The organism is Streptomyces composti (genome assembly GCF_012034205.1).
In the GTDB taxonomy this organism is placed as follows: Bacteria; Actinomycetota; Actinomycetes; order Streptomycetales; family Streptomycetaceae; genus Streptomyces; species Streptomyces composti.
In genome coordinates, this window is the sequence record NZ_JAATEM010000005.1 from 152303 (window position 1) to 175674 (window position 23372).

Genomic DNA, 23372 nt, shown 5'->3' on the forward strand with positions numbered 1-23372 from the left:
GGGCGTTCCGGAGACGGCGAGGCGGCAGGCCCCCGGTACGGGGACCTGCCGCCGTCAGGGGATCAGGCGTTGCGCCGCACACTGCGCAGGACGAAGAAGCCGAGGATCACCAGCACTCCGCCGAGCGCGGCCGGCCACATCTGGGCGCCGGTCTCGGCCAGGCTGCCGGTCTCGGCCTGCGCCTGGGTACGGTCCTCGAGCTCCGGCAGGCTGCCGGGCACCTGAGCGGCCTGGGCGGCCCGGCCCCCGTCGTCGCCCTTGCCGGCGTCGCCGCCGTCGTCCTGGGCCGGGGTGGAGGCCTTCACGCCGGGCTGCTCGGCCTTCTGGCCGCCCGCGGGCTCCTCCTCGGCGGGCTCGGTCTCCCGCGGCGGCTCGGACGGGTTCTGCTGGTCGCCCTTGCCGTCGTCACCCGGCTTGTCACCGGCGTCGCCGCCCTTGTCACCGCCGGCGTCACCACCCTTGCCGCCACCGGCGTCACCGCCCTTGTCACCGCCGGCGTCACCACCCTTGCCGCCACCGGCGTCACCGCCCTTGTCACCGCCGGCGTTACCGCCGTCGTCGCCACCGGCGTTACCACCGTCGTCGCCACCGGCGTTACCACCGTCGTCACCGCCGGCATTGCCGCCGTCGCCGGCGCCCGCGCCGCACTCACGGCCGCTGTTGATGCAGTCGACCATCTCGTTCATCAGGTCCTCGTCGAAGACGTTGATGAAGTCGCCGTGGTCGGTGATCGGCTTGTGCAGCTGCTCGGGGAAGGAGTCCACCGCGAACAGCGGGGTGGTCTTCCCGCCGTCCTCCAGGCTCGGCGCGTCCACGTCGTAGACGATCCGCTGCACCAGCTGCGGGATCGCCTTGAAGCCGGACGGGCAGTTGCCGTTCCCGTCCGTGAACGCCATGTGCGTACGGTGGTTGGCGCTGTCGATGTTGCGGCCGTCCCAGCAGCTCTGGAACTTGAAGGTGCGCACCACGTCGCTGCCCTCGGGGCACAGCGGGTACTTGTCCTTCAGCTGGCGGTCCTCGAAGCCCGTGCAGCTCCAGGAGGCGTTGGCGTTCGCCGGGCCGTTGACGAAGGACTTGGCGTCACCGGTGATGATGCGCAGCAGGCGCGGCATGGCCACGACCTCGGACTGCGGGTTGCCGACGAAGGTGAGGGTGACGTCCTTGGGCGTCACGATCTCGCCGACGTTGCCCTCGATGCCGCCGCCGGGCTGGTCGGCGTCCCGCTCCTGCTTGCCGTTCTGCAGGCGCAGCACGGGCCAGTAGTACGCGGACTTGTCGCGCTGGTCCTCGCAGCTGGTCTCGGCCGCGGCCAGGTCCTCGTCGCTGGAGAAGGCGTTGGTGTCCTGGTTGCCGATGTAGTCGTGGAAGTGGTGGGCGCCGTTGCTCACACCGGGTGCCGCGATCACATTGTCCGAGTTGAACAGGCCGTTGGCGTTGACACCGCACTCGCTGGAGAAGGTACCGGTGGAGGCGCCGGCGCCCGGCTCGGGCTCCTTGACGTTCGGCTGGACGCTCTTGATGTCCACGTAGTCGCCGGGGACGGGACCGTTGCCGGCCTGGCCGCCGTTGCCCTCCTGCCGGCCCTGCTCGTCACCCTGCTGGTCCTGGCCGCCCTGGTCCTGACCGTCCTGCTGGCCCTGGCCCGCCTGGTCCTGGCCGCCGTCGCCGGCCTGACCGTCCTGCTGGTCCTGTCCGTCCTGCGCCGCGGTGTTGTTGCCGGACTCGCGCACGGTGCAGGCGGCGAGCTCCTCCAGGCCCTCGGGCCGGTCGCCCACGCGGTCGATAACCGTCGCGATGCGCGCCAGGGTGGCGGAGCGCTTCTCCTCCAGCGGTCCGGCGATCGCGTTCTGGGCGAAGTCCGGGTCCTGCTGGAGCTCCTTGGCGGACTCCGAGATGCGCTGGTAGGCGTCGGCGATCTGCTGGTCGAGCGCCGCGAGTTCCTTGTCCACCTCCCCTCGCGCCTGCTCGGGCACCTCGGTCAGCCGGGTGGCCACGTCGGGGCAGTCGATGGTGGCGCCGTTGAGCACCTGAGCCTGGTTGTCCCCGTCCACGGTCGCGGAAGCGTAGACATTGGCCGCCATCAACCCCCCTCCGCCCAGCATCAGTGCGAACGCGGCCAGGGTCGCTCGCTGTTTCGGGCGTCTGCGTGTGTTGCGTGCCAAGGCAGTACTCCTACGCTTCAGTCGCGGGGGGTCAGCATGGAATTCCCACGCCCCATACGTAGGACGGCCGCCGTGTGTTCAATCGCCTCACAGGTTCTTCGGAACATCTGCAGAAACGCCGCTCACCGGTGACGGTGCGTCAGGGCCGCTCCGGGTCGGCCGTCGAGCGTCCGAGGCAGGTCACCGAGGAGTCCATCGGCACGTCGAGCACCTCGAAGCCCATCCGGTCGTAGAAGGCGCGGGCCGGCTTGTTCGCATTGGACATGACCAGATGGACGGCGGGCACTCCCCGGTCCCGCAGCGCGCGCAGGAAGGTGCGCATCAGCTCCCGCCCGAAGCCGCGGCCCTGCCACTCGGGCAGCAGGTCGATGTGCAGATGGGCGGGGTGGCCGGCGAGTTCGGGCAGGACCATGCGCTCGGGGTGGTGCAGCAGGCGGGCGATCGCCTCGTCCGGGGTGGCCGGCTCCCCGGAGGGCTCCGGGTACCGCGCGGCGACCAGCGGCAGCCAGGAGGTGCGGAACTCCTCCGCGAAGCGCGGGGTGTCCGCGGTGCCCAGGATGTAGCCCACCGCGCTGCCGGTGCCGTCGTCGAGCACGAAGGCGAGGTCCGGCTCCAGGTGGACGTAGGGCGCGGCGAAGGTGGCCGGGAGGATCGAGGGGTCGGCGTAGACCGGGCGGCTGTCCAGACCGTTGTGCGCGGTGCGGATGCAGATGTCGTCGAGGGCGTCCCGGTCCCCGGCGCGGTAGGGGCGGATCGTCGGCGTTGAGATCATGAAGGAATGGTGCCCCAATGGGAGCGCTCCCACAACCAGTTTCGGATGCGCTTCCGCTCACGGGGTTGGCTCCGCCCGCTCCTGGTTACCCGACGCCCCATGAAGCTGCACATGCCGGGCCGGAGCGGCCACAGGACGGACCAGACGGCGGACGAGGCGCCGGCGGCCGGGGAACCGGGCCCGGACGCCGAGGTGGAGCGGGCGGCACCGGACACGCCCACCGGGCTGCCGAAGCGGTCGTGGGGTGCCGCACTCAAGGGCAGTCTGCGCGAGTTCAAGGACGACCAGCTGACCGACCGGGCGGCGGCCCTCACCTACTACGGGGTGCTGTCGCTCTTCCCCGCGCTGCTGGTACTGGTGTCGCTGCTGGGCATCGCGGGCAAGTCGGCGATCGACCGGGTGATGGAGCAGGTGGAGGATCTCGCGCCCGGAGCGGTGCGCGACATCCTCACCCAGGCGGTCTCGCAGCTGCAGGGCGGGGCGGGCACCGGTTCGATCGTCGCGCTCGTCGGCCTGGTGCTCGCGGTGTGGTCCGCCTCGGGCTATGTCGCGGCGTTCATCCGCTCCGCCAACGCCGTCTACGACATCCCCGAGGGCCGTCCGGTGTGGAAGGTGCTGCCGGTGCGGGTCGGGCTGACGGTGGTGCTGATGGTGCTCGCGGTGATCAGCGCGCTGATCGTGGTGTTCACCGGCGATCTGGCCCGCCGTGCGGGCGATGTGCTCGGCCTGGGCGACACCGCGGTGACCGCGTGGTCCATCGCCAAGTGGCCGGTCCTGGTCCTGCTGGTCGTGCTGATGATCGCCCTGCTGTACTGGGCGGCGCCCAACGCGAAAGTCAGGGGGTTCCGCTGGATCACCCCGGGCAGCTTCCTGGCCCTGCTGATCTGGCTGGTCGCCTCCGGCGGCTTCGCCCTGTACGTGGCCAACTTCGCCTCGTACAACAAGACCTACGGGACGATGGCGGGCGTCATCGTGTTCCTGGTGTGGCTGTGGATCAGCAATCTGGCGATCCTGCTGGGCCTGGAGTTCGACGCGGAGATCGCCCGGCAGCGGGCCATCGCCGGGGGCCATCCGCCCGAGGCCGAGCCGTACACCCAGCCGCGCGACACACGGGCGTGGGACGAACAGGACCGCCGGCGGATGGACTGAGGCGACCGCCCCGCAGGCCCGGTGCTCACCTCATGGCCCGGCCCCGCGGGGCCCGTGCTCACTCCGCGGGTCCGGCCCGCGGGCCGGTACTCACTCCATGAGCCCGGCGGCGACGGTGGCGCCCAGCTCCCAGCAGCGCTCCAGCGCCCGCTTGTCGGGCGCGCCGGTGACGGTGACAGTGTCGACGGCGCGGCGCCAGCCGAGGCCGGTGGTGACGGACTCGATGCCGCGCAGCGCCCCGGTGACGTCGCTGCCGCCGTGCACGAAGACGCCGAAGGGCCGGCCGCGGGTGGAGTCGAGGCAGGGGTAGTAGATCTGGTCGAAGAAGTGCTTCAGCGCCCCCGACATGTAGCCGAGGTTGGCGGGGGTGCCGAGGAGGTATCCGTCGGCCCGCAGCACGTCGCTCGCGGTGGCGGCGAGCGCGGCCCGGCGCACGACCTCGACGTTCTCGATCTCGGGGGCGGTGGCGCCGTCGACGACGGCCTCGAACATCGCCTGGCAGTTGGGCGACGGCGTGTGATGGACGATCAGCAGTGTCGGCACACCCCGACCCTGCCGTGCGCGGCCGCCGCCGCGCAAGCCGCGCCCGCACCCGTACGGCCGGGCGGCGTTGTGGGCGGTGCACTCCGGTGGGACGATGCCTGCGCGTCGGAGAATGTCAGGACCGAGTACGACGGGGTGCGTAGTGGCCGATGAGAGGCGCAGGCCGCCCGCGGCGGTGGTGTTCGATGCGCTGGGCAGCCGGTACGAGGCGGCGTTCGCCTCCTCCGAGGCGCACCGCAGATCGCTGCGATGGCTGAGCGAACGGCTGCCGCCCGGCGCGCGGGTGCTGGACGTCGGCAGCGGCACGGGCCGGCCGACGGCCGCCGCCCTCGCCCGGCAAGGTCACCGGGTGCTCGGGGTGGACGTGTCCCCGGTGATGGTGGAGATCGCCTCCGGTCAGGTGCCCGAGGCCGAGTTCGAGTGCGCGGACATCCGCACGATGCCGCTGGAGGACGGCTCGTTCGACGCGGTCTGTGTCTACTTCTCGCTGCTGCAGATGTCGCGCACCGAGCAGGCCGCGCTGGTGAAGCGGCTGGCGCGGGCGCTGCGGCCGGGCGGTCTGCTGGCACTGGGGACCGTGCCGCTGGACGTGGAGAACTTCGACGGCGTCTTCATGGGGCAGCCCGTGCGGGTCACCAGCTTCGCCGCGCAGGAGGTCGTCGCGGTGGTGCGGGCGGCGGATCTGACGGTGGAGTCGCAGGAGAGCGTGATGTTCACGCCGGCCCATCCCGACGCCCGGCCCGAGCCGCACCTGTTCGTGCATGCCCGGCGTCCGGACGGCGGCACGGAGGCCACGGACGGCTCACGCACGGAGTGACCGGCGCCGGGCCCGCGGACCTGGACGGACGAGGGCCCGGGACGGACGGGTCAGCCGGTCATCCGCTTGCGCCACATGGGCTCGACCTGCTGCCACTCGGCCTCCCACTGGTCGAGGACCCGTTGCCGGATCCTCCTGCGCACCAGCCATCCGGCGCCCAGGACCAGTCCGCCGCAGGCGGCACCGGCCGTGACGCCGCCCATGACCACCTGGAAGTGCGCCTCAACGCCCTCGGGAGGCTTGGTGACCAGCCGGCCGCTGCCGTCCGTCCACACGGTGACGGTGCTGCCGGCCTTCCTGCCGGGCGGGACCTCGGCGCGGCCCGTGCGCGTGTCGCCGTTCGCGTCGGTCCACCGGACGGTGGTCCAGACGCCGGCGCTGCCGTCGTCGGTGACGGGCGCGGGCGTCGCGTCGGCGGTGCCCTTGGTCAGGACGGCGGTCACGGGGCGGGCCTCGGCCCGCCGGTCGGCGAGGGAGGAGCCGACGGCACCGGCCGCCAGGAGGCCGACGCACACCGCGGTCACCAGGGCGAGGACGTGGCCGGCGAGCAGCACCCAGGCCTCGGCGACGTCGCTGCGTCGCCGCAGCGGGTTCCGGCGCCGGCGCCACAGACGCTCCCAGGGCCGTGCACCGGGTGTCCGCGCCATCGCGCTTCACCTCCTCGCACGCGGGGCTGAGGTCAGGACGTCTGCTGCACCGGGACGACCTCGTGCTGGGGCACGCCGAGGACGACCTTGAGCGCGCCGGTCTCGGCGGCGTTGCCGAAGACGTCGTACGCCTCCTGCATCTGGTCCAGAGGGAAGGTGTGGGTGACCAGCGGCCCGGTGGGCAGACGGCCGGCGGCCAGCATGCGCAGCAGGGTGGGCGTGGAGTGGGTGTCGACCAGGCCGGTGGTCACCGTGACGTTCTTGATCCACAGGCTCTCGAGGTGCAGCGTGGCCGGGGCGCCGTGCACACCGACGTTGGCCACGTGCCCGCCCGGCCGCACCATGCGGGTGCACAGTTCGAAGGTCTCGGGCACGCCCACCGCCTCGACGACCACATCGGCGCCGAGCCCGTCGGTGAGGTCCTCGACCAGTTGCTCGGGGCCCTCGCGGGCGTCCACGACCGCTTCCGCGCCGAGGTCGCGGGCGGCCTGCAGGCGGGGCGGTGCCAGGTCGACGGCGATGACGCGTTCGGGGGAGAAGAAGTGCGCCGTGGCGACCGCGGCGAGCCCCACCGGTCCGGCGCCGACCACCACGACGGTGTCGCCGGGCTTCACCTTCCCGTTGAGCACGCCGACCTCGTAGGCGGTGGGGAAGATGTCGGCCAACAGCACGGCGTCCTCGTCGGCGACCGCGCCGGGCAGTGCGTGCACGGACAGGTCGGCGTAGGGGACGCGGACGTATTCGGCCTGCGTGCCGTTGATCAGATGGCCGAGGATCCAGCCTCCCCCGCCGCGGCACTGACCGTACATGGCCTCGCGGCAGAAGCGGCAGCGGCCGCAGGCGGTGATGCAGGACACGAGCACGCGGTCTCCGGGACGTACGCTGCGCACGTCGCCGCCGGTCTCGACGATCTCGCCGACCGCCTCGTGTCCGAGGACGGTGCCCGGCTGCACCTCGGGCACGTCGCCCTTGAGGATGTGCAGATCCGTGCCGCAGATGGTGACGGCGTCGACCCGCACGATCGCGTCGGTGGGTTCCTTGATGCCGGGATCGGGGACTTCTTCCCAGGCGGACTGCCCGGGGCCGTGGAAGACGTAGCCCTTCATGCCGTTCCTCACCCTTCTTGCTCCCGGCGGGCAACGGCGTCGGGCGCTGCCGCGCCCGCCTGCGGCGGCGGGCCCGGGGAGGGGGTCCTGAGGCCCGCCCTGCATCTACCAGTCTGGGCGAACTGCGGCGTATCCGCGCGGGCCGGAGGTCCCGGGTGCATGGGCTGCCCGGCACCTCTGCCGGGCTCGGCCACGACACCTCCGGGCGGGCGATGCCGCTGTGCAGCAGGTGGCGGGCCTCCTGGGCGTGGGCGCCGAGGCGCAGCAGCAGGCGGGAGGCGGCGTCGTAGGGGCGGCCCGCAGGGCGGCCCGGTCCCCGGCCGCGTCCTCGACGACGGTCACCACCCGCCGGGACAGCCCGCCGTCCCCGTACGCGGTCAGTACCTCGGGGTGGTCGAGCAGTTCCGCGGAGACGCACCCGGGCGCCACCACGAGCGGTTCACCTGCTTTCGCCCGTCCTCGGCCGTGCGCGGCCGAAGCGCCTTCCCGGTGCGCCCGAGCCGGGCGCCGCCGGCCGCGGGCGGGCGCCGCACCGCCGGGCGTGCGTGCGCGGGCGGCGGACGCTCGGGGGGCCGCAGCATGCGGTGCGCCGGGGACCGCAGCGTGCGGTGCGCCGAGGACCGCAGCGTGCGGTGCGGCGAAGGGAGTGGCCCGTGCCGGAGAACGGCGAGGACACCGCTCGTGCCCGGCGTCCGGGCGTCCCGGGGCTCCGGCTGGCCGGGGGCCACGGGCCCGGGGCGGCCGGCGGCGTCGGCGCCTCGCGAGGCGGCCGGGCCGGGCTTCCCCGGGACCGCGGTCAGGCGGTCCCGGAGACGGCCGGGCAGGTCGGCGGGGTGCTCGGGCAGGGCGGCCGTCGCCTCGCGCCGGCGGGCAGTGCCGCGGTGTACGCCCACGGCGGCACCGGCGGTCTCCGGCAGGACGTCGGCTTCCCGCCGCACCTGCCACGTCCGCCCTCTGCGGGCCCGTCAGGCGGCGACCGCCGCAGCCCGTGGGAACGCGCCCGGCTGACTCTCCGTCAGCCGCACTCACCGCCCCTCCCCATGGGCGCCACCGGCCCCGCGCCGGCGGCGCCTTTCGCGTTCTCCGCAGCAGCTGCCGACGGCCCGCTGCCCTCTGTGCGTACCGCCTCTTGTGTGAACTGCCCGCCAGGCACACCAGTTTTGAGCATTTTGTCTGCTTAGCATGCAGGCTCCGCGCCCCGCGGCCGCTGTTCGCCACACATCAGCCGGGGGCGCGCCCGTTCGCCGTCGGATCACCCCGCCCCGCACGAGAGGACACCGCATGGCGCTGCCGGGCCGTACCAGACTCGCTCCGGACCACGCCTTCTCCCCGCACGACGCCGCACTGCGCACCGCAGCCCCGCACCTGGCCCGCCGGCGCTTCCTGACCCTCTCCGCGGCCGCGGCCGCGCTGGCCTTCTCCACCAACCTGCCCGCCCGCGGCGCGTTCGCCGCGCCCCGGCTGCAGCCGGGGCGGATCACCGAGGACCCGTTCACGCTCGGGGTGGCCTCCGGTGACCCGCTGCCCGACTCGGTGGTGATCTGGACCCGGCTGGCCCCGGCCCCGTTCGCGGCCGACGGAGGGCTCGGCCAGCAGCGGGTGGAGGTGGAGTGGGAGGTGGCGCTCGACGAGTACTTCGCGCTGACCGTGCGCAGCGGCACCGCCACCGCCTATCCGGAGTACGGGCACAGCGTGCACGTCGACGTGCAGGGCCTGGAGCCGGGCACGCCGTACTACTACCGGTTCCGCACCGGCACCTGGATCAGCCCGGCCGGCCGCACCCGCACCGCCCCCGCCGCCGGTGAGGCCACCGGCAGCCTGCGCCTGGCCGCCGTCGCCTGCCAGGCCTACCACGACGGCTACTACACCGTGCACCGGCATCTGGCGCAGGAGGACGTCGACGTGGTGTTCCACCTCGGCGACTACCTCTACGAGTACGCGGTCGACTCCGCGGGCGGGGCGCGCAACTACACCGACCGGGTGCTGCCCGAGGTGTTCAACCGGGAGACCATCACGCTGGCGGACTACCGGCTGCGCTACGCCCTCTTCAAGAACGACCCCGACCTGCGGGCCGCGCACGCCGCCCACCCGTTCGTGGTGACCTGGGACGACCACGAGACCGAGAACAACTACGCGGGCGCCCTGGACGAGAACGGCAGCGCCCCCGAGCAGTTCCTGGTGCGGCGCGCCGCCGCCTACCGGGCCTACTGGGAGAACCAGCCGCTGCGCGCCGCCCAGTTGCCCAACGGCCCCGACGCGCTGCTCTACCGGCGGCTGCACTGGGGCACGCTGGCACAGTTCGACATCCTCGACACCCGCCAGTACCGCTCCGACCAGGCCTACGGCGACGCCCCGCACCCGCCGGGCCCGGAGTCGGACGACCCGGCCCGCACCCTCACCGGCGACGCCCAGGAGCGCTGGCTGCTGGACGGCTGGGCCGCCTCCGGCGCGCTGTGGAACGTGATGCCCCAGCAGGTGTGCTTCTCGCAGCGCAAGCTGGACCTGACCGCGAACGCCAGGATGTCCATGGACGCCTGGGACGGCTACCGCGCCTCCCGGAACCGGCTCGTCGCCGGGGCGAAGGCCGCCGGGGTGGACAACTGGCTGGTGCTCACCGGGGACGTGCACGTGGCGTACGCCTTCGACATCAAGGAGGACTTCGACGACCCCGGCTCCGCCACCCTCGGCACGGAACTGACCTGCACCTCGGTCACCAGCGGCCGGGACGGTGCGCAGCGGCCGTCCAACTGGGACACCTACATGCAGGCCAACCCGCACATGAAGTTCTACGACGGCCGGCGCGGCTATGTGCGGCTCGAGCTGAACCGGCGGAGCGCCCGGGCTGACTTCCGGACGGTGCCCGTGGTGACCTCCCCCGGCGCCTCGGTCTCGACGGCGGCGTCCTTCGTCACCGAGGCGGGTGCGCCCGGTCTGCAGCCCGCCTGATCACGGGCGGGCCCGCACGTCGCGCGCTGGTACTGCACATGGCGCGTCCGCGTCACCAAAGCGCGAAAGTGCGGCGCTCCTGACATCGCGTCGGCCGCCGCGGGCTAGACCTATTGCGCCCGCGGCAGCCAACCCGAACGAAGGAGACGTACCGCATGGTCCACAGACATGCCAGGACCGCGCGCCGGACCGCTCTCGGCGCTCTCGGCGCGATCGGCGCGCTGGTCCTCGCCGCCCTTCCCGCCTCCGCCGGGGGGGACCCCGAGCCCACCACGGGACCCGTGCCGGGCGCGGCCCAGACCCTGGGCGCCGACCGGCCCTCGCCGCAGCTGCTGAACGCCCTGCAGCGCGATCTGAAGCTGACTCCGGCTCAGGCGTCCGAACGGCTGGTCAACGAGGCGGAGGCCGGCACCCGCGCCGGCCGGCTGCGCAACGCGCTGGGGGACCGGTTCGCCGGTGCCTGGGTGCGGGGCGCCACGGCCGAGGAGCTCACGGTCGCCACCACCGACGACGACGACGTGGCCGCCATCGAGGCGGAGGGCGCGACGGCGCGGGTGGTCGAGCGGCCGCTCGCCGAGCTGCGGGCGGCGAAGAAGAAGCTGGATGCGGCCGCCGAGCGGCTCGACACCCTGGAGACCCCGGTGTGGTACGTGGACGTGACACAGAACCGGGTCATGGTGCAGGCGACGAGCCTCACCGCCGGTGCCGCGTTCATCAAGGCGGCGGGGCTTCAGGCGGAGGACGTCGGCATCCGCGCCACCAAGGACCGGCCACGGCTGCTGAAGGACATCACCGGCGGCGACGCCTTCTACATCGAGGACTCCGCGCGCTGCTCGGTCGGCTTCTCGGTGACCGAGGGCAGCCGGGGCGGCTTCGTCACCGCCGGTCACTGCGGTGACAAGGGCGACTCCACGACCGGCTACGACCGCACCGCCCAGGGCACCTTCGAGGACTCGGTCTTCCCGGGCGTCGACATGGCCTGGGTGTCGGTCGGCGACGACTGGACGCCCACGCCGGACGTCAAGGCGCAGAGCGGCCAGGAGGTCCAGGTCACCGGCTCGGTGCAGGCGCTGGTGGGGGCGTCGGTGTGCCGCTCCGGTTCGACCACCGGCTGGCACTGCGGGACGATCCAGCAGCACGACACCAGCGTCACCTACCCCGAGGGCCGGGTGAACGGATTGACCCGCACCACCGTGTGCGCCGAGCCGGGCGACTCCGGCGGCCCGTACCTGGCCGGCTCCCAGGCGCAGGGCGTCACCTCGGGCGGCTCCGGCAACTGCACCTCGGGCGGCACCACGTACTACCAGCCGGTCAATCCGGTCCTCAGCGAGTTCGGGCTGACCCTCACCACGGCCGGTACGGGGGCCACGCTGCCTGCCCCGCAGGACGGCTCGTCCGAGGAGTGGACCGCCGGCCGGGTGTACGAGACCGGCACCACCGTGGTCCGCGACGGCGTGCGCTACCAGTGCCTGCAGACCCATCAGGCGCAGGGTGCCTGGGCCCCGGCCGCCACGCCGGCGCTGTGGCAGCGTCTGTGACCTCGTGGGCGGGCTGAGCGGTGAACGCCGGCCGCGGCTCCGTGCCGCGGCCGGCGTTTCACCGTGTCCTCATGGCGGCATGGCGAGACAGCGGCCATGACGGTGCCGACGGGCGCGGGCCCTGACCGTCACGGCGTCGGGCCGCCCGTTCGGGGCCGGCGATCCGTCACCTCGTCACCGCTGGTCGGCGAGCAGCGCGTAGGCCGCGGCGACGAAGGGGTCCCCGGAGCGGAAGCGGCGGGTGCAGGCCGCGGCGACGGCGGTGCCGGTGTCGGGGCGGAAACCGAGGAAGGCCTGCTGGCCGAGGGTGGCGCCGCTGTGGAAGTACAGGGGGCCGCCGTCGGTGGGGTGCCGGAACCAGGCGATGGTGTGCACATGCCGGTACTTGAAGCCCCGCCGCAGGACGGGGGTGCGCACGGCGTGCAGGGCGGGGGCCAGCGCGGGGGCGCGGGAGGGGTCGAGGTGGGCCTCGAGGAAGGTGAGCAGGTCGTGGGGGGTGGCACGGATCGCTCCCGCCGCCTGGAAGCCGCCCGCGTCGAAGGCCGGCACCTCGGCGCCGTTCCTGCCGTGGCCGACCGCGTCCGGCCCGGAGTCGTCGGGTCGCAGTGCCGTGCCCTGCAGGCCGAGCGGCTCGAGCAGCCGGGTGGCGACCAGGTCCTGCCAGGTCATCTCCGCGGCGGCGGCGAGGGCGTGACCGAGCACGGCGACGCCGAAGTTGGAGTAGCACCAGCGGGTGCCGGGCCGGTGCCGCGGACGCCCGCGCAGGAAGGCGTCGACGACGCGTTCGCCGGAGTAGCGGGCGTAGGGGTTGGTGCGCCAGGCGGGCAGGGCGCGGACGTAGAAGTCCGGCGGGAGGGCCGGCAGGCCGGCCGTGTGGGTGATCAGGTGGGCCAGGGTCACTGGAGCGGGGTCCGGCGGCCGGGTGGGGTCGAGGAGGTGGGCGGCCGGTTCTCCGCCGGTGAGCAGGCCGCGTTCGACCAGGTCCGCCATCAGCAGCCCGGTGAACGCCTTGGTGGCGGAGCCGGTCTCGTAGCGCACGGCGCCGCGGGGGCGGTGCGGGGGCGGTGCGGTGCCGCCGGTGCGCACGATGCGCCGACCGCGGTGCGAGACGGCGAACACCGCGTCGGGCGCGTCGGCGGCGGCCACGGCGGCCTCCAGCCGCGCGCCCCAGTCGTCGTGGTGGGGCTCCGGCTCGCCGGTGCGACGCGGCAGGTGCCGGACCGCCGGCTCGTCGTCGCGGCCCAGCGGGCTGCCCGGCCAGGGGGTGCGGTACGCCGTCGTCATGAGGCGCCGGCCAGTTCGCTCAGGGCGCGGGAGGTGGCGAGGACGGAGGCGAAGGCGGCGACGAGGGTCGAGTGGTAGACCACGTCGAAGACGTCGTCGGGTTCGCCCTCGGGCATCTCCCGGATGGCGGGCATGGCCCCGTCGGGCTGCTGGGCCGCGGCGAACGCCTTCCAGGCCCGCTCGTCGAGGGTGGGGCGCGGCAGGCAGGCGTCGACGACGAGGAGTTCGCCGAGCAGGTCCCAGCGTTCCAGGTCCAGCCAGTCGTCGATCCACACCGGCAGCCAGGTCCGGAGGTAGTCGGCGATGTCCGCGGGCAGGCCCTCGGGGCGCTCGCCCCAGTCGGTGAGGTGGAAGACGCAGTGGGTGATGTCGTAGGCGATCCGGCCCTCGACCATCCAGGGTTCGGGGGTGCGGGCGAGCCAGGTGCCCTTGACCGCCTCGGCCTCCGGGGGGCGGGGGGTGAGGCCGAGGCGGCGCTGGAAGGCGGAGAGGCCGAGCCGGCGGGTGGGGGTGGTCTCGAAGACCTCCCAGCCGTCGATCCGCTGGAGCATGGCGGCCCAGCGCTCGATCTCGGGCTGGCTGTAGCCCAGTTCGCGGTAGGGCAGGTAGACCTCGAACGGGATGGGCGACATCGGTTCGATGCGCTGGCCGCGCACCAGCATCCGGCCGCCGTCGAGGGTCTCGCGCCAGGTGGTGTCGAGCAGCCTGCGGGCCAGTTCGGCCTGCCGTGAGCCGGCGACGCCCTCGCGGAACAGGACGCCGCAGATCATGGCGAGTTCCCCGATGGGCTTGAAGCGTTCCAGGAAGCCGATCTCGGGGTCGACGCCGGGTTCCAGGCGGAAGCCGTCGCGGTGGGCCCACAGCCATTCCATCGCGCCCACTCCGACGTTGTGGATCAGGCGTGTGTCGGTCATGCGGGCGCTCCTTGTCCGCTGTGCCGGGGCCCCTTCCGGCCCGTTCCTTCCGTCCCTTCGCCCGCGGGGCCGCCCGGCCGGGCGGTGGTCAGCACGGCGGCGAAGGCGGCCATGAGGGTGGAGTGGTAGTGGTTCATGAAGTAGTGCGGGTCGTCGTCGGCTCCGGCCGCCTCGGTGTCGCCGGAGTGGTGTTCCAGTTCGGGCAGGGCGCCCGTGGGGCGCTGGGCGGCGCGGATGCGCTCCCAGGCGCCGCCGAGGGCGGGGTCGCCGGTGAGGCGGGGGACGGTCGCGGCGACCGACAGGAGTTCGCAGGAGAGGTCCCACATGCCGGCCTCCAGGCAGGTGTCGAGCCAGGCCGGGAGCCAGTCGTGCAGGTAGTCGGCGAGGGCGGGGGGCAGCCCCGCGGGGTCGCGTCCCCAGTCGGTGAGGTGGAAGACGACATGCGTGGCGGCGTAGCCGGCGTCCCGTTCGAAGGTCCACGGTTCGGGCCGTCCGGCGAGCCAGGTGCCGGCCGGCAGCAGTTCCTCGACCGGGGCGCGCCGGATGCCGCTGCGCTCCTCGGCGCTGAGGACGGCGAGGCGTCTGGTGGGTTCCTGCTCCGTGAGCCACCAGCTGCGGGTGCGTGCGACGACGGCGGCGGCCTCCTCGTAGGCCCGGTGGCGGTACCCGGCGGAGGCGAAGGCGCCGTACACCTCCAGCGGGTAGGTGGCGAAGGGTTCGAGGCGCTGCATGTGCCGGAACAGCTCGCCCTCACCGGTCTGGCCCCAGGCGAAGTCCAGCATCGCCGCGGCGCGGGTGTGCAGCGGGTCCTGGGGTGCTGTGTGGTGGGACACGGTGGCGCACACCTGGGCGAGTTCCCCGAGGGGCTTCCAGCTGTGGTCGACCTCGCCGTCGGCGGACAGGGCGTCCTCGCCGAGCGCGAACGCGGCGAGGTGGGCGTCGGTCCAGGCGAGGGCGTGCTCGGCGACCTCCCGGATCTCCCGGGTGCCGGTCGCGGTCACACGAGTGCCCCGGTGCGGGCGAGCAGCCGGGCCGCTTCCAACTGCAGGGCCACCTGGGGATCCTGACCGCCCATCAGCTCGACGAACTCCAGACCTGCGCGCAGGCCCAGGGTCTCGGGGACCCCGGGGAGCAGGGTGAGCCAGCGTCCTGCGCCGGCCGCCTGCCGCCAGTCCCTGCGGCGCACGGCGCGGACGAAGCCGCGGGCCACGTCGACGGTGCGGCGGCCTGCGGCACGGGTCACCCCGTCGTCCTCGCCGGGCAGGGCGAGCGGTGCCAGGACGGCGAGTTGGTGGGTGAGGAACTGCCAGCTCGCCCCGTCGAGCCATCCGGTGCCGGGCTCGTCGGGGCGTTCGAAGGTGCCGGACGGGTCCGCCCGGTGCAGGGCGCGCGCCATGGCCCAGTGGCTCCAGCGGACGGTGGGCGCGGCGTCGGCGCGGGGCGGGTAGGCCTCGACGGCCTTGCGGAACACGGCGAGGCCGGCCGGGTCCGGCGGGGTGCGCAGCAGGGTGCCGGGCAGCAGGGCGTCGGCGCCCAGGACGCGTACGGCGGCGAGAGTGACGTCTCCGGCTTCCTCGGTCCCCGCGGGGAGGACATGTGTGTGGTCTCCGCTCCGGAGAGCGGAGACCACTGAGGAAGCGAGGTCCTGCACCGCGCCCTGCAGGAGGGTCGAAGTGCCTGACTGCTCCATCGTGCTACTCCCGTCGACTCACTCAGCCCTTCTTCGGGCGCGGGGTCGGCGGGGAGAGCAGCAGCTTGCCGCCGCCGGCGAACAGAGCCAGTCCGGCGCACTCCCTGCTGTCCCGGAAGACGCCGTCGGCCTCGGCCGGGTCGAGTGCGGCCTCGATGTCGGCGCTGCGCACACCGGCGAGCTTGTCGAGGACCTTGTCTTCGGTCTGCATGACACCATCTCCCTGAGATGTAGTGAGTACCTGCACCTCCCGATTTACCCATATCGGACAAATAATGCCAAGTTATCCAAATACAACTTCCGTAACATGTTCAACCATTGAGGCATCGCCGGGCCCCGAGACGGCCGATACGCGGCACCCCCGCGGCACATGACGGCCCGGCAGCAGGCCAAGGGGCGCAGGTCTCAGCGCACGCCGGCCATCTGAGAGCCGCTGCGCGGACGGGTGGGGACCCGGTGCACCGGGATGGTCAGATTCTGCGCCGGTACCGTGTACTCCATTCGGGCCAATCGGCTCGCCAGCGCCTCCAGCACGCCGACGGTCAGGCCCTCTCCGGGGCAGCGGTGTCCGGCGGCCGGGTCGCCGCCGCCCTGGGGGACCAGCTCGTCCCGTCCGGCGGGCCGGTCGAGGAAGCGCTGCGGGCGGAAGGCGTACGGGTCGCCCCACAGCAGTGCGTCGTGGTTCTGCCCGTACACGTCGAGCAGGACCAGTCCCCCGGCCGGGACCCACTGGCCGCGCCACATCAGGTCACGTGCGGCCAGCCCGCCGAGGAACGGCACGAACGGGTAGAACCGGCGCACCTCGTGGGTGAAGGCCGCGGCGAACGTGGCGTCCCCGTCGGCCAGCGGGGCGCGGTACCCGGGGTGCCGGTGCAGCGCGTGCTCCTGGGATGGCGGGGGTGCGGGACCGGCCGGGTTCCCTGGTGGCGGGCGGTCATGCCGTGCTGCCGGGACGGCCGGCGGGCCGTCCTCACCAGTACCGGGTGGTCAGGGCCGGCTGGTGGAGGGCCTCCACGGCGTCGCGCAGACGCAGGGCGACCCCGATGGTGGCGCGCAGGGCGGAGGGCCGCGCGGTCTGGGCGGTCTCGGTGGCCAGCACCAGCAGGCAGTTGGCGGCCTGCTCCACCACGGAGACCGGCAGGGTGTAGTCGTCGTCGGCGGCGGCCCGGAACGCCTTGAGCGGGATCCCTGCACCGTCGACGGTCCGCTGCGCGGCCTTCTCCAGATGCTCGACGGCCTCCTCGCACAGCGAGGCGGGCAGGGTGAGGGTGCGCTGGAACGGTGTACTCGTCATGATCCAGTGGTCCCCCGGCCCGGGCCCCGGCGATCCGCGGCGGGCGGGAATTCACCGTCCCGCGTGAGCGGTTGACCGCGAATGTCCCGCCCGCCGGTTGCGTGGTCGCCGAGGGCTGCTCAGCGGGTGACGACGTGGTGCTCGTCGGGCACGCAGTGGGTCATGGTGAGGCCCTCCACGTCGCGCGGCGGGTTGTCGCCGAGGTTCGCCAGCCGCTTGCGGTCCTCGTCGGTGAGGTCCTGGCTCGCCAGAGGCTCCAGGGCGGCGACGTCCCCGGGCGTGATGCCGAGCCCCTCGCCGACCCGGCGGCCGAGGTCGTTCTCGGCCAGCAGGAAGTGCCAGACCATGCGCTCCTGCACCGGGCGGTCGCACTGGGAGAGCAGGGTGACGAAGTTGTGCACCAGGTCGTCCCGCTCCCAGTCCTCCATCAGCAGATAGCGCTGTCCGGCCTGCTGGTAGTCGTTGGTGCGCGGGATGCGCTTGCGGGTGAGCCGGCCGCGGATCTCGGGACCCTGCTCGTCGTGCGTGGGGTATTCGGCCTCGCGCAGTCCGCCGAGGATCGACGGCTCGTAGTTGACGTGCGGGTTCTCCCCGTGGCCGTCCTGGTGGTAGGCCATCAGGCCGTCCCGCTGGTTGGTGCGCACCTGGGCGTTCTTCGCCTGGTTGACGGGGAGCTGGAGGTAGTTCGGGCCGACCCGGTAGCGCTGGGTGTCGCTGTAGGAGAAGGTCCGCCCGACGAGCATCTTGTCGTCGGAGAAGTCCAGGCCGTCGACGAGGACGCCGGTGCCGAAGGAGATCTGCTCGTTCTCGGCGAAGAAGTTGTCCGGCATCCGGTTCAGCACCATCCGGCCCACGGGCCGGGGCGGGAAGTCCTGCTCGGGCCAGGTCTTGGTGTCGTCGAGCGGGTCGAAGTCCAGTTCCGGGTGCTCGTGGTCGTCCATCATCTGGACGAGCAGTTCCCACTCCGGGTACTCGCCGCGTGCCACGGCCTCGTACAGGTCCTTGGTGGCGTGACCGAGGGACTGGGCCTGGACCGCGGCGGCGTCCTCCTCGGTCATGGAGCGCACGCCCTGCTTGGGCATCCAGTGGTACTTGACCAGCTTGGTCTCGCCCTCGGCGTCGACCCACTTGTAGGTGTTCACGCCGAAGCCCTGCATATGGCGGTAGTCGGCGGGGATGCCGCGCGGGCTGAACAGGTTGACCAGCATGTGCATGCTCTCCGGCGTCTGCGACATGAAGTCGAAGATCCGCCTCGGCTGCTGCTCGAAGGTGACCGGGTCGGGTTTGAGGGCGTGGATGACGTCCGGGAACTTGATCGCGTCCCGGATGAAGAAGACGCCCAGGTTGTTGCCGACCAGGTCCCAGTTGCCGTCCTCGGTGTAGAACTTCACGGCGAAGCCGCGCGGGTCCCGGGCGGCCTCGGAGGAGTCGCGTCCGCCGATGACGGTGGAGAAGCGGACGGCGACGTCGGTGCGCTTGCCCGGCTCCTGGAAGAGCTTGGCGCGGGTGTAACGGGAGACCGGCTCGTCGCCCCACTTCCCGTACGTCTCGAAGTACCCGTAGGCGGTGACGCCGCGCGCGTGCACCACGCGTTCGGGTATGCGCTCGCGGTCGAAGTGGCTGATCTTCTCCAGGAACTGGTAGTTCTCCAGCGTGGCCGGGCCGCGGGCGCCGACGGTGCGCTGGTTCTGGTTGTCGTAGACGGGGTGACCCTGGCGGTTGGTGAGTACGCCGCGCTCGTCGTCGGGGGCGGGACCCCGGCTGGATACGTCCGTCATGATCGTGGGCTCCTCGGGGTGCTGGTGGCGGCGGCGGGCCGGGGCAGGGCGGCGCCCGGCCGGCCGCGCGTGGCGGACCACCCGGGTACCCGGGTCCACCAGGTCACTCACGCCCCGGCCGCCGCATTCGCGACGCGGGTGCGTGGTCCCGCCGGGGCCCGCCGGGAGCGGCGGCGGAGCCCCTGCCCCGGCCGGCCGGGAAGGCCCCGGCCCGTCAGCCGCCGGCCCGCGGCCCGGAGAGGAACCGGTCGAGCGCGGCGGTGAGCTCCGCAGGCTTCTCCACGGGCAGCTCGTGACCGGCGTCGATGATCCGCACCACCGCGTCGGGATAGTGCGCGGCCATGCGCAGTACCTGCTTCACCGGGAACTGGATGTCGTGGAGGCCGTGCACGATCAGCGTGGGCACGCGGATCTCGCCGACCCGGTCCAGCACGTCGAAGTCCCGCATGGCGTCGTAGAGCGTCATCACCACCTCACGGGGCGTGGCCGCGGAGGCGCGGATGTACTCCCTGACCTCCTTGCGGGGGTACCCGGGGGCGAAGGCGCGGTGGATCTGCGCGGCGATGAACAGCTTGAACGGCACCCGCCGGGAGGCGGCCATCAGCAGTCCGCGTCCCCTGCTGTAGACCATGCGGCTGATGGAGTCCACCAGCACCAGGCGCTCCACCCGCTCGGGGTGGGCGAGGGCGACGGTCTGGGCGATCATGCCCCCCATCGAGTGCCCGACCGGGATGAACCGCTCGACCTTCAGATGGTCGAGCAGGGCCATCACGTCGCGGGCGAGCTCCTCGACGGTGCGGGCCGCGCCGCCGCTGCTCTCGCCGTGTCCGCGCAGGTCGAGGCGGATCACCCGGCGGCCGGCACAGAAGTGCTCCATCTGGTGGTCCCAGCGGTGCCGGTTCGCGGTCCAGCCGTGGATGAACACCAGGGGCACGGCGTCGGCGTCGCGCGGCCCCTCGTCGTCGTAGATGAGTTCCGCGCCGTCGGCAGCGAACTGCGGCATCCGGCCTCGCCTCCTGGGTCCCGTTGGGTTACTGATCGGTAGGGTAGCGTCGGCGCGGACGGCCGTCAGCGGTGCTCGCCGAGGAACTCGAGGATGTGCCCGTAGACGTCGAGGGCGGCGCCCCGGCCGAGGAACGTGTCCAGATGGCCGTATCCGGGGATCTCGGTGTAGCGCACGTCGAGCTGCGGCTGCCGGCGGGCGAGCACCTGGTGGCAGAGCTTCTGCGAGTCGAGCCACAGCCCGTTCTCGCTGCCGGAGATCAGCAGCACCGGAGTGTCGATGCGGCCGGCGGCGTCGAGCGCGTTGGGCGGCAGGGCGCGGTAGCGGTGGTCGGTGTCGTGCCAGCGCACCACGGTGCGGGCGAGTTCGATGCGCCGCAGATGCGGCAGGATCCACAGCGGCGCGGGGCCGAGGAGGTCGGCGAGCCGGCCGTGCGTGGTCTCGCTGAGGTGCTCGTGCACGAAGAGCGAGGCACCGGTCCCCCAGGCCGAGTGGTGCAGGATCCGGCAGGTCGGGTCCGGGCAGCCGGCCTTGCGGGAGGCCAGGGCGAACAGCGGGGTGTACTTCGACCACAGGCCGACGGAGCGGAAGTCGACCGGGATGTGGTCGATGCGGGACCTCAGCAGCTCCCCGGCGAGCGACATCCGCAGCGAGGTGCGGCCGGCCAGCTTGGGGGTGAGGAACACCCCCTGGGAGACCACCCCCGCAAGTCCCGGCACCAGTCCCGCGGTCAGGCTCAGCGACAGGCAGAGCGAGCCGATGCAGTGGGCGACCACGAACAGCGGCCGGTCTCCGATGCGCTCGCGGATCCGCGCGACGGCGGCGGGGATGTCGTACAGGGCGACGTCGTCGTAGGTGTAGCGCGCGCCGGTCGCGTTGTAGGGCAGCCGGCAGCTGCCGCGCCAGTCGAGCAGCCAGGGCTCGCAGCCCTCGTCGAGCAGGACGTCGACCAAGTTGCGGGTCTCCGGCAGCAGGAACATGTCGGCGGAGGCGGTGTGCCCGTGCAGCAGCAGCACGGCCGGCCGGTCGCCGCCGCTGTCGCCGCCGATGCGGGTGAGGCCGAGGCGGACCCCGTCGCCGGCGCGCAGCTCGATCTCCTCCACGGCGGACGGGTCGAGCCGGTGCTGCAGCGGGCGCAGGGCGGGTGCGGTCCTGACCCGGCGGAGCGCGGGCGCGGCGGTTTTCCTGGTCCTGGACTCGAAGATCATCGGTGGCGCTCCGTGAGAGTGGTGGTGCGGCGCAGGTCGAGCAGGTCGGCGGCGGCGCGGGCGAACGGACCGATCAGTCCCCGGCCCATCTCGAGGCCGAACCAGGCGAGCCAGGTCAGCTTGGCGGCCCGCTTCTCCCGGCCGGTCAGCCGCGGGTCGACCTCGATGCCGTCGATCTGGTCGCGGACGTAGGAGTCGGCGGGTACGACGACCTCGCCGGCCAGCGTGGCCGGCTCCCCTGCGGGGCCGATCTCGACGGTGAGGGCGCGGGTCTGCCGCCACAGGTCGCGGCGGGCGCGGGCGTGCTTGCGGCCCTCCAGCCACCAGCGCCCGCCGCTCGCGTCCACCAGTTCCAGGCGGTAGCGCAGCAGTGGGTGCTTCATGCCGTGCCGCTGCGGGATTCCCTCCTCGGGGCGGACCCAGACGTCGCCGCGCTCCACGGTGAGCGGTTCGGTGTGCAGCGCGGGGCAGGTCAGGGTGCCTCGCACGTCGACCCGGCGCTCGCTCACCAGCTGGTGCATGCTCGCGATGGAGAGGGTGAGCGCCATGGAGCAGGGCACGTCGGCGGGTGCGCCGACGGGTCCGACCGTTCCCTCGGTGGTCTCGGAGAACCACAGGTAGGGCGGGTCGTCCCTGGCCGGGAGACGTCCCAGACCATCCTCGGCGAGCTTCTCGAACGTCTTCAACTGGGCGCGCGCGTCGTAGCGCCGGGCGGGCGGGAGGCCCAGCGCCTCGACGAGGGCGGCGGTGCGTTCCATCTCGGCGGCCGGTCCCCTGAGCGTGGCCTCGCACAGCTTCAGTGCCGTGGGGCTCCGCAGCACGCGGGTGAGGAAGGCGAGTCCGGGGACCGGCTCGGCCTCCAGCCGGGCCAGGGTGCCGGTGCGCCACTCGTCCCAGTCCTGGACGCGGACGTGCATGCCGCCGAGGGCCATGTCCCGTACGACGTCGTCGAGGGTGCTGGGGACGCCGGTGAGGTTGTAGTCGAAACCCCAGGCGTCCGGTTCGCACACGACGGCCGCGGCGACGCGGCTCACCCAGTCGACGGGGGCGGCGTTCAGGTACCGGAAGGCGGGCACGGTGCGGAAGCGGCCGAAGGCCGAGATCAGGCCGCTGCTGAGGTCCTGCGGGTTGTAGGCGCCGGTCCTGGTGTGGCCGCCGATGCCGCCGGGGCGCAGGGCGGTGACGATCAGACCGTGGTCCCGGGCACGGCGCAGGGCCACCTCGGCGGCCCACTTGGACTGGTCGTAGCCGGACACCAGGCGGTCGATGTGCGCGAGCGGGTCGTCCTCCCCCATGGAGGCGATGCCGACCTCGTTGAACACGGCGATGGAGGAGATGTGGTGCAGCGGCTTGGGCCGCCCCGTCGCGGCCAGTTCGGCGAGGGTGAGCGGGCCGAGGACGTTGCTGCCGCGCAGCGACTGGTAGCCGCGCAGGAAGTCCACGGCGGCGGCCACACCGACGATGCTGTCCAGCTCCCGGGCGAGCCGCGCCCAGGTCTCGTCGGTCAGCCCCAGGTGCGGGCGGCGCAGGTCGCCGGGGAGGACGGTGATGCGCCGGCGCACCTCCGACGACCAGGGCAGCCGGTAGCTCTTCAGGGCCTCGCCGAGCCGGGTGAGCGCCGCGTCCTCGTCCTCGGCGCGCACCAGACAGTACACATGGGCGTCGCTGTGGCGCAGCAGGTCGAGCAGCAGGTGCCCGCCGAGGAACCCGGTGGCCCCGGTGAGCAGGATCCGGCGGGGCGGGAGGGGCTCCGGGTCGGCGACGAAGGGCAGCCGGTCGGCGAGCGCCAGGTCGGCGAGGATCTGCTCGAGATCCTCGGGGCGGGCGGTCGCGGGTCCGGCGGAGGTGACGGCCGCCGGTGTGGCGGTGGTGACCGCGGTGCCCTGGGGGGCCGGTGGCACGGGGGCGGGCGGCACGGGGACCGGGGGTGCGGCCTCCCGCGTCGCGCTCCCGGACGGCGGCGGGGCGTGGGGGACGCGGCGGGCCAGGCTGATCGGGCGGGCGTCCGCGAACACCTCGTCGAGGTCGAGCGCGATGCCGAGCTCCTCCTCCAGTGCGGCGGCGAACTCGACGGCATCCACGGAGGAGCCTCCGGCGTCGAAGAAGTCGGCGTCCACGGCGAGTTCTCCGCCCGGCAGGAAACGCCCGGCGACGGCGGAGACGGCGGCGGCCAGCGCGTGGACGTCCCGCGCGGCGGGGCGCCCGTGCCCGGTGCCCTCGGCCTCCGTGCGGGACGCCGGGTTCTCCGGCCCGGTACGGGACTCGTGGCTCTCCGGCTCGGTGGGCGACGCCCCCGCCACCGCACCGCCGGCTCCGCCGCCCGGCGCCGGGCCGGCCGCGTCCCCCGGCTGCGTGCGCCGGCGTTCGGAGACCTTGGCCAGCAGTCCGGGGACGTCGAGCGGGCCGCCACCGCGTTCGATGGCCTCGGCCTCCGCAACCGTGTCCTGGTTCACCTCACGCATGGGAGCCCTTCGCTCTTCACCGGTTCCTGTTCCTCTCATGCCGCTGCCGCCCCGGGGGG

Annotated in this window: 19 protein-coding genes and 1 pseudogene; 4 read left to right on the forward strand and 16 right to left on the reverse strand. The window is 73.3% G+C overall.

Translation table 11 applies throughout. The annotated features are described in order from the left end of the window. Window positions 1-62: 62 nt before the first annotated feature. Both HCJ93_RS06185 and HCJ93_RS06190 read right to left on the reverse strand, forming a co-directional pair. Window positions 63-2081, reverse strand: a complete 2019-nt coding sequence (locus tag HCJ93_RS06185; protein WP_167991895.1) for a DUF1996 domain-containing protein — start codon at window positions 2079-2081, stop codon at window positions 63-65. Between the two features lie 220 nt (window positions 2082-2301). Then, entirely contained in the window at window positions 2302-2934 is a 633-nt protein-coding gene (locus tag HCJ93_RS06190) for a GNAT family N-acetyltransferase (protein WP_167991812.1), read from the reverse strand. 99 nt (window positions 2935-3033) lie between these two features. Between HCJ93_RS06190 and HCJ93_RS06195 the strand changes: the two genes are divergently transcribed. Then, entirely contained in the window at window positions 3034-4083 is a 1050-nt protein-coding gene (locus tag HCJ93_RS06195) for a YihY/virulence factor BrkB family protein (RefSeq protein ID WP_167991814.1), read from the forward strand. A gap of 90 nt (window positions 4084-4173) precedes the next feature. Here HCJ93_RS06195 and HCJ93_RS06200 read toward each other — a convergent pair whose 3' ends face one another. After that, on the reverse strand, window positions 4174-4626 hold the full coding sequence (locus HCJ93_RS06200; RefSeq protein WP_167991815.1) for a flavodoxin family protein: 453 nt from the start codon (window positions 4624-4626) through the stop codon (window positions 4174-4176). Between the two features lie 112 nt (window positions 4627-4738). On the opposite strand from HCJ93_RS06200, the gene HCJ93_RS06205 reads away from it, so the two are divergent. Beyond that, window positions 4739-5443, forward strand: a complete 705-nt coding sequence (locus HCJ93_RS06205; RefSeq protein WP_167991817.1) for a class I SAM-dependent methyltransferase — start codon at window positions 4739-4741, stop codon at window positions 5441-5443. Between the two features lie 50 nt (window positions 5444-5493). Here HCJ93_RS06205 and HCJ93_RS06210 read toward each other — a convergent pair whose 3' ends face one another. Next, the gene (locus tag HCJ93_RS06210) at window positions 5494-6090 is read right to left on the reverse strand and encodes an Rv1733c family protein (protein WP_167991818.1); all 597 of its coding nucleotides are present in this window, start codon (window positions 6088-6090) and stop codon (window positions 5494-5496) included. Between the two features lie 32 nt (window positions 6091-6122). Further along, complete coding sequence (locus HCJ93_RS06215; RefSeq protein ID WP_167991896.1) at window positions 6123-7196, reverse strand: zinc-dependent alcohol dehydrogenase family protein; 1074 nt, start codon at window positions 7194-7196, stop codon at window positions 6123-6125. Window positions 7197-8477: 1281 nt separating this feature from the next. On the opposite strand from HCJ93_RS06215, the gene HCJ93_RS06220 reads away from it, so the two are divergent. Next, entirely contained in the window at window positions 8478-10142 is a 1665-nt protein-coding gene (locus HCJ93_RS06220; protein ID WP_167991820.1) for an alkaline phosphatase D family protein, read from the forward strand. 155 nt (window positions 10143-10297) lie between these two features. Further along, window positions 10298-11680 (forward strand): trypsin-like serine protease, encoded by a 1383-nt coding sequence (locus HCJ93_RS06225; protein WP_167991822.1) that lies wholly within the window; start codon window positions 10298-10300, stop codon window positions 11678-11680. A 174-nt stretch (window positions 11681-11854) separates the two neighbouring features. Here HCJ93_RS06225 and HCJ93_RS06230 read toward each other — a convergent pair whose 3' ends face one another. The 11 genes and pseudogenes from HCJ93_RS06230 to HCJ93_RS06280 form a co-directional block, all read right to left on the reverse strand. Beyond that, window positions 11855-12964, reverse strand: a complete 1110-nt coding sequence (locus tag HCJ93_RS06230) for a serine hydrolase domain-containing protein (protein WP_167991823.1) — start codon at window positions 12962-12964, stop codon at window positions 11855-11857. Further along, window positions 12961-13878 (reverse strand): DUF6895 family protein, encoded by a 918-nt coding sequence (locus HCJ93_RS06235; RefSeq protein WP_167991825.1) that lies wholly within the window; start codon window positions 13876-13878, stop codon window positions 12961-12963. The genes HCJ93_RS06230 and HCJ93_RS06235 overlap by 4 nt, the downstream gene beginning before the upstream one ends. Next, entirely contained in the window at window positions 13875-14879 is a 1005-nt protein-coding gene (locus HCJ93_RS06240; RefSeq protein ID WP_309141322.1) for a DUF6895 family protein, read from the reverse strand. The genes HCJ93_RS06235 and HCJ93_RS06240 overlap by 4 nt, the downstream gene beginning before the upstream one ends. After that, on the reverse strand, window positions 14876-15568 hold the full coding sequence (locus HCJ93_RS06245) for a hypothetical protein (protein ID WP_167991827.1): 693 nt from the start codon (window positions 15566-15568) through the stop codon (window positions 14876-14878). The genes HCJ93_RS06240 and HCJ93_RS06245 overlap by 4 nt, the downstream gene beginning before the upstream one ends. Before the next feature lie 22 nt (window positions 15569-15590). Further along, window positions 15591-15779 (reverse strand): hypothetical protein, encoded by a 189-nt coding sequence (locus HCJ93_RS06250; RefSeq protein ID WP_167991828.1) that lies wholly within the window; start codon window positions 15777-15779, stop codon window positions 15591-15593. Between the two features lie 194 nt (window positions 15780-15973). Further along, window positions 15974-16450: pseudogene (locus HCJ93_RS06255) on the reverse strand (cytochrome P450); the annotation flags it as partial. Window positions 16451-16538: 88 nt separating this feature from the next. Next, complete coding sequence (locus tag HCJ93_RS06260) at window positions 16539-16862, reverse strand: hypothetical protein (protein WP_167991830.1); 324 nt, start codon at window positions 16860-16862, stop codon at window positions 16539-16541. Between the two features lie 119 nt (window positions 16863-16981). Continuing rightward, complete coding sequence (locus HCJ93_RS06265; RefSeq protein WP_167991832.1) at window positions 16982-18640, reverse strand: catalase; 1659 nt, start codon at window positions 18638-18640, stop codon at window positions 16982-16984. Between the two features lie 214 nt (window positions 18641-18854). Continuing rightward, a complete protein-coding gene (locus tag HCJ93_RS06270; RefSeq protein ID WP_167991833.1) occupies window positions 18855-19643 on the reverse strand; it encodes an alpha/beta fold hydrolase in 789 nt (262 codons plus the stop codon). Between the two features lie 65 nt (window positions 19644-19708). Next, window positions 19709-20851 (reverse strand): alpha/beta hydrolase, encoded by a 1143-nt coding sequence (locus HCJ93_RS06275; protein ID WP_167991835.1) that lies wholly within the window; start codon window positions 20849-20851, stop codon window positions 19709-19711. Further along, the gene (locus HCJ93_RS06280) at window positions 20848-23313 is read right to left on the reverse strand and encodes a thioester reductase domain-containing protein (protein WP_167991836.1); all 2466 of its coding nucleotides are present in this window, start codon (window positions 23311-23313) and stop codon (window positions 20848-20850) included. The genes HCJ93_RS06275 and HCJ93_RS06280 overlap by 4 nt, the downstream gene beginning before the upstream one ends. Window positions 23314-23372: the final 59 nt, after the last annotated feature.

Coding starts and splice junctions, on each gene's coding strand:
- HCJ93_RS06215 (WP_167991896.1), bottom strand. CDS start 7,196: ATGAAGGGCTACGTCTTCCACGGCCCCGGGCAGTCCGCCTGGGAAGAA.
- HCJ93_RS06270 (WP_167991833.1), bottom strand. CDS start 19,643: ATGCCGCAGTTCGCTGCCGACGGCGCGGAACTCATCTACGACGACGAG.
- HCJ93_RS06210 (WP_167991818.1), bottom strand. CDS start 6,090: ATGGCGCGGACACCCGGTGCACGGCCCTGGGAGCGTCTGTGGCGCCGG.
- HCJ93_RS06205 (WP_167991817.1), top strand. CDS start 4,739: ATGTCAGGACCGAGTACGACGGGGTGCGTAGTGGCCGATGAGAGGCGC.
- HCJ93_RS06230 (WP_167991823.1), bottom strand. CDS start 12,964: ATGACGACGGCGTACCGCACCCCCTGGCCGGGCAGCCCGCTGGGCCGC.
- HCJ93_RS06245 (WP_167991827.1), bottom strand. CDS start 15,568: ATGGAGCAGTCAGGCACTTCGACCCTCCTGCAGGGCGCGGTGCAGGAC.
- HCJ93_RS06220 (WP_167991820.1), top strand. CDS start 8,478: ATGGCGCTGCCGGGCCGTACCAGACTCGCTCCGGACCACGCCTTCTCC.
- HCJ93_RS06250 (WP_167991828.1), bottom strand. CDS start 15,779: ATGCAGACCGAAGACAAGGTCCTCGACAAGCTCGCCGGTGTGCGCAGC.
- HCJ93_RS06275 (WP_167991835.1), bottom strand. CDS start 20,851: ATGATCTTCGAGTCCAGGACCAGGAAAACCGCCGCGCCCGCGCTCCGC.
- HCJ93_RS06190 (WP_167991812.1), bottom strand. CDS start 2,934: ATGATCTCAACGCCGACGATCCGCCCCTACCGCGCCGGGGACCGGGAC.
- HCJ93_RS06235 (WP_167991825.1), bottom strand. CDS start 13,878: ATGACCGACACACGCCTGATCCACAACGTCGGAGTGGGCGCGATGGAA.
- HCJ93_RS06225 (WP_167991822.1), top strand. CDS start 10,298: ATGGTCCACAGACATGCCAGGACCGCGCGCCGGACCGCTCTCGGCGCT.
- HCJ93_RS06195 (WP_167991814.1), top strand. CDS start 3,034: ATGAAGCTGCACATGCCGGGCCGGAGCGGCCACAGGACGGACCAGACG.
- HCJ93_RS06185 (WP_167991895.1), bottom strand. CDS start 2,081: ATGGCGGCCAATGTCTACGCTTCCGCGACCGTGGACGGGGACAACCAG.
- HCJ93_RS06280 (WP_167991836.1), bottom strand. CDS start 23,313: ATGCGTGAGGTGAACCAGGACACGGTTGCGGAGGCCGAGGCCATCGAA.
- HCJ93_RS06265 (WP_167991832.1), bottom strand. CDS start 18,640: ATGACGGACGTATCCAGCCGGGGTCCCGCCCCCGACGACGAGCGCGGC.
- HCJ93_RS06260 (WP_167991830.1), bottom strand. CDS start 16,862: ATGACGAGTACACCGTTCCAGCGCACCCTCACCCTGCCCGCCTCGCTG.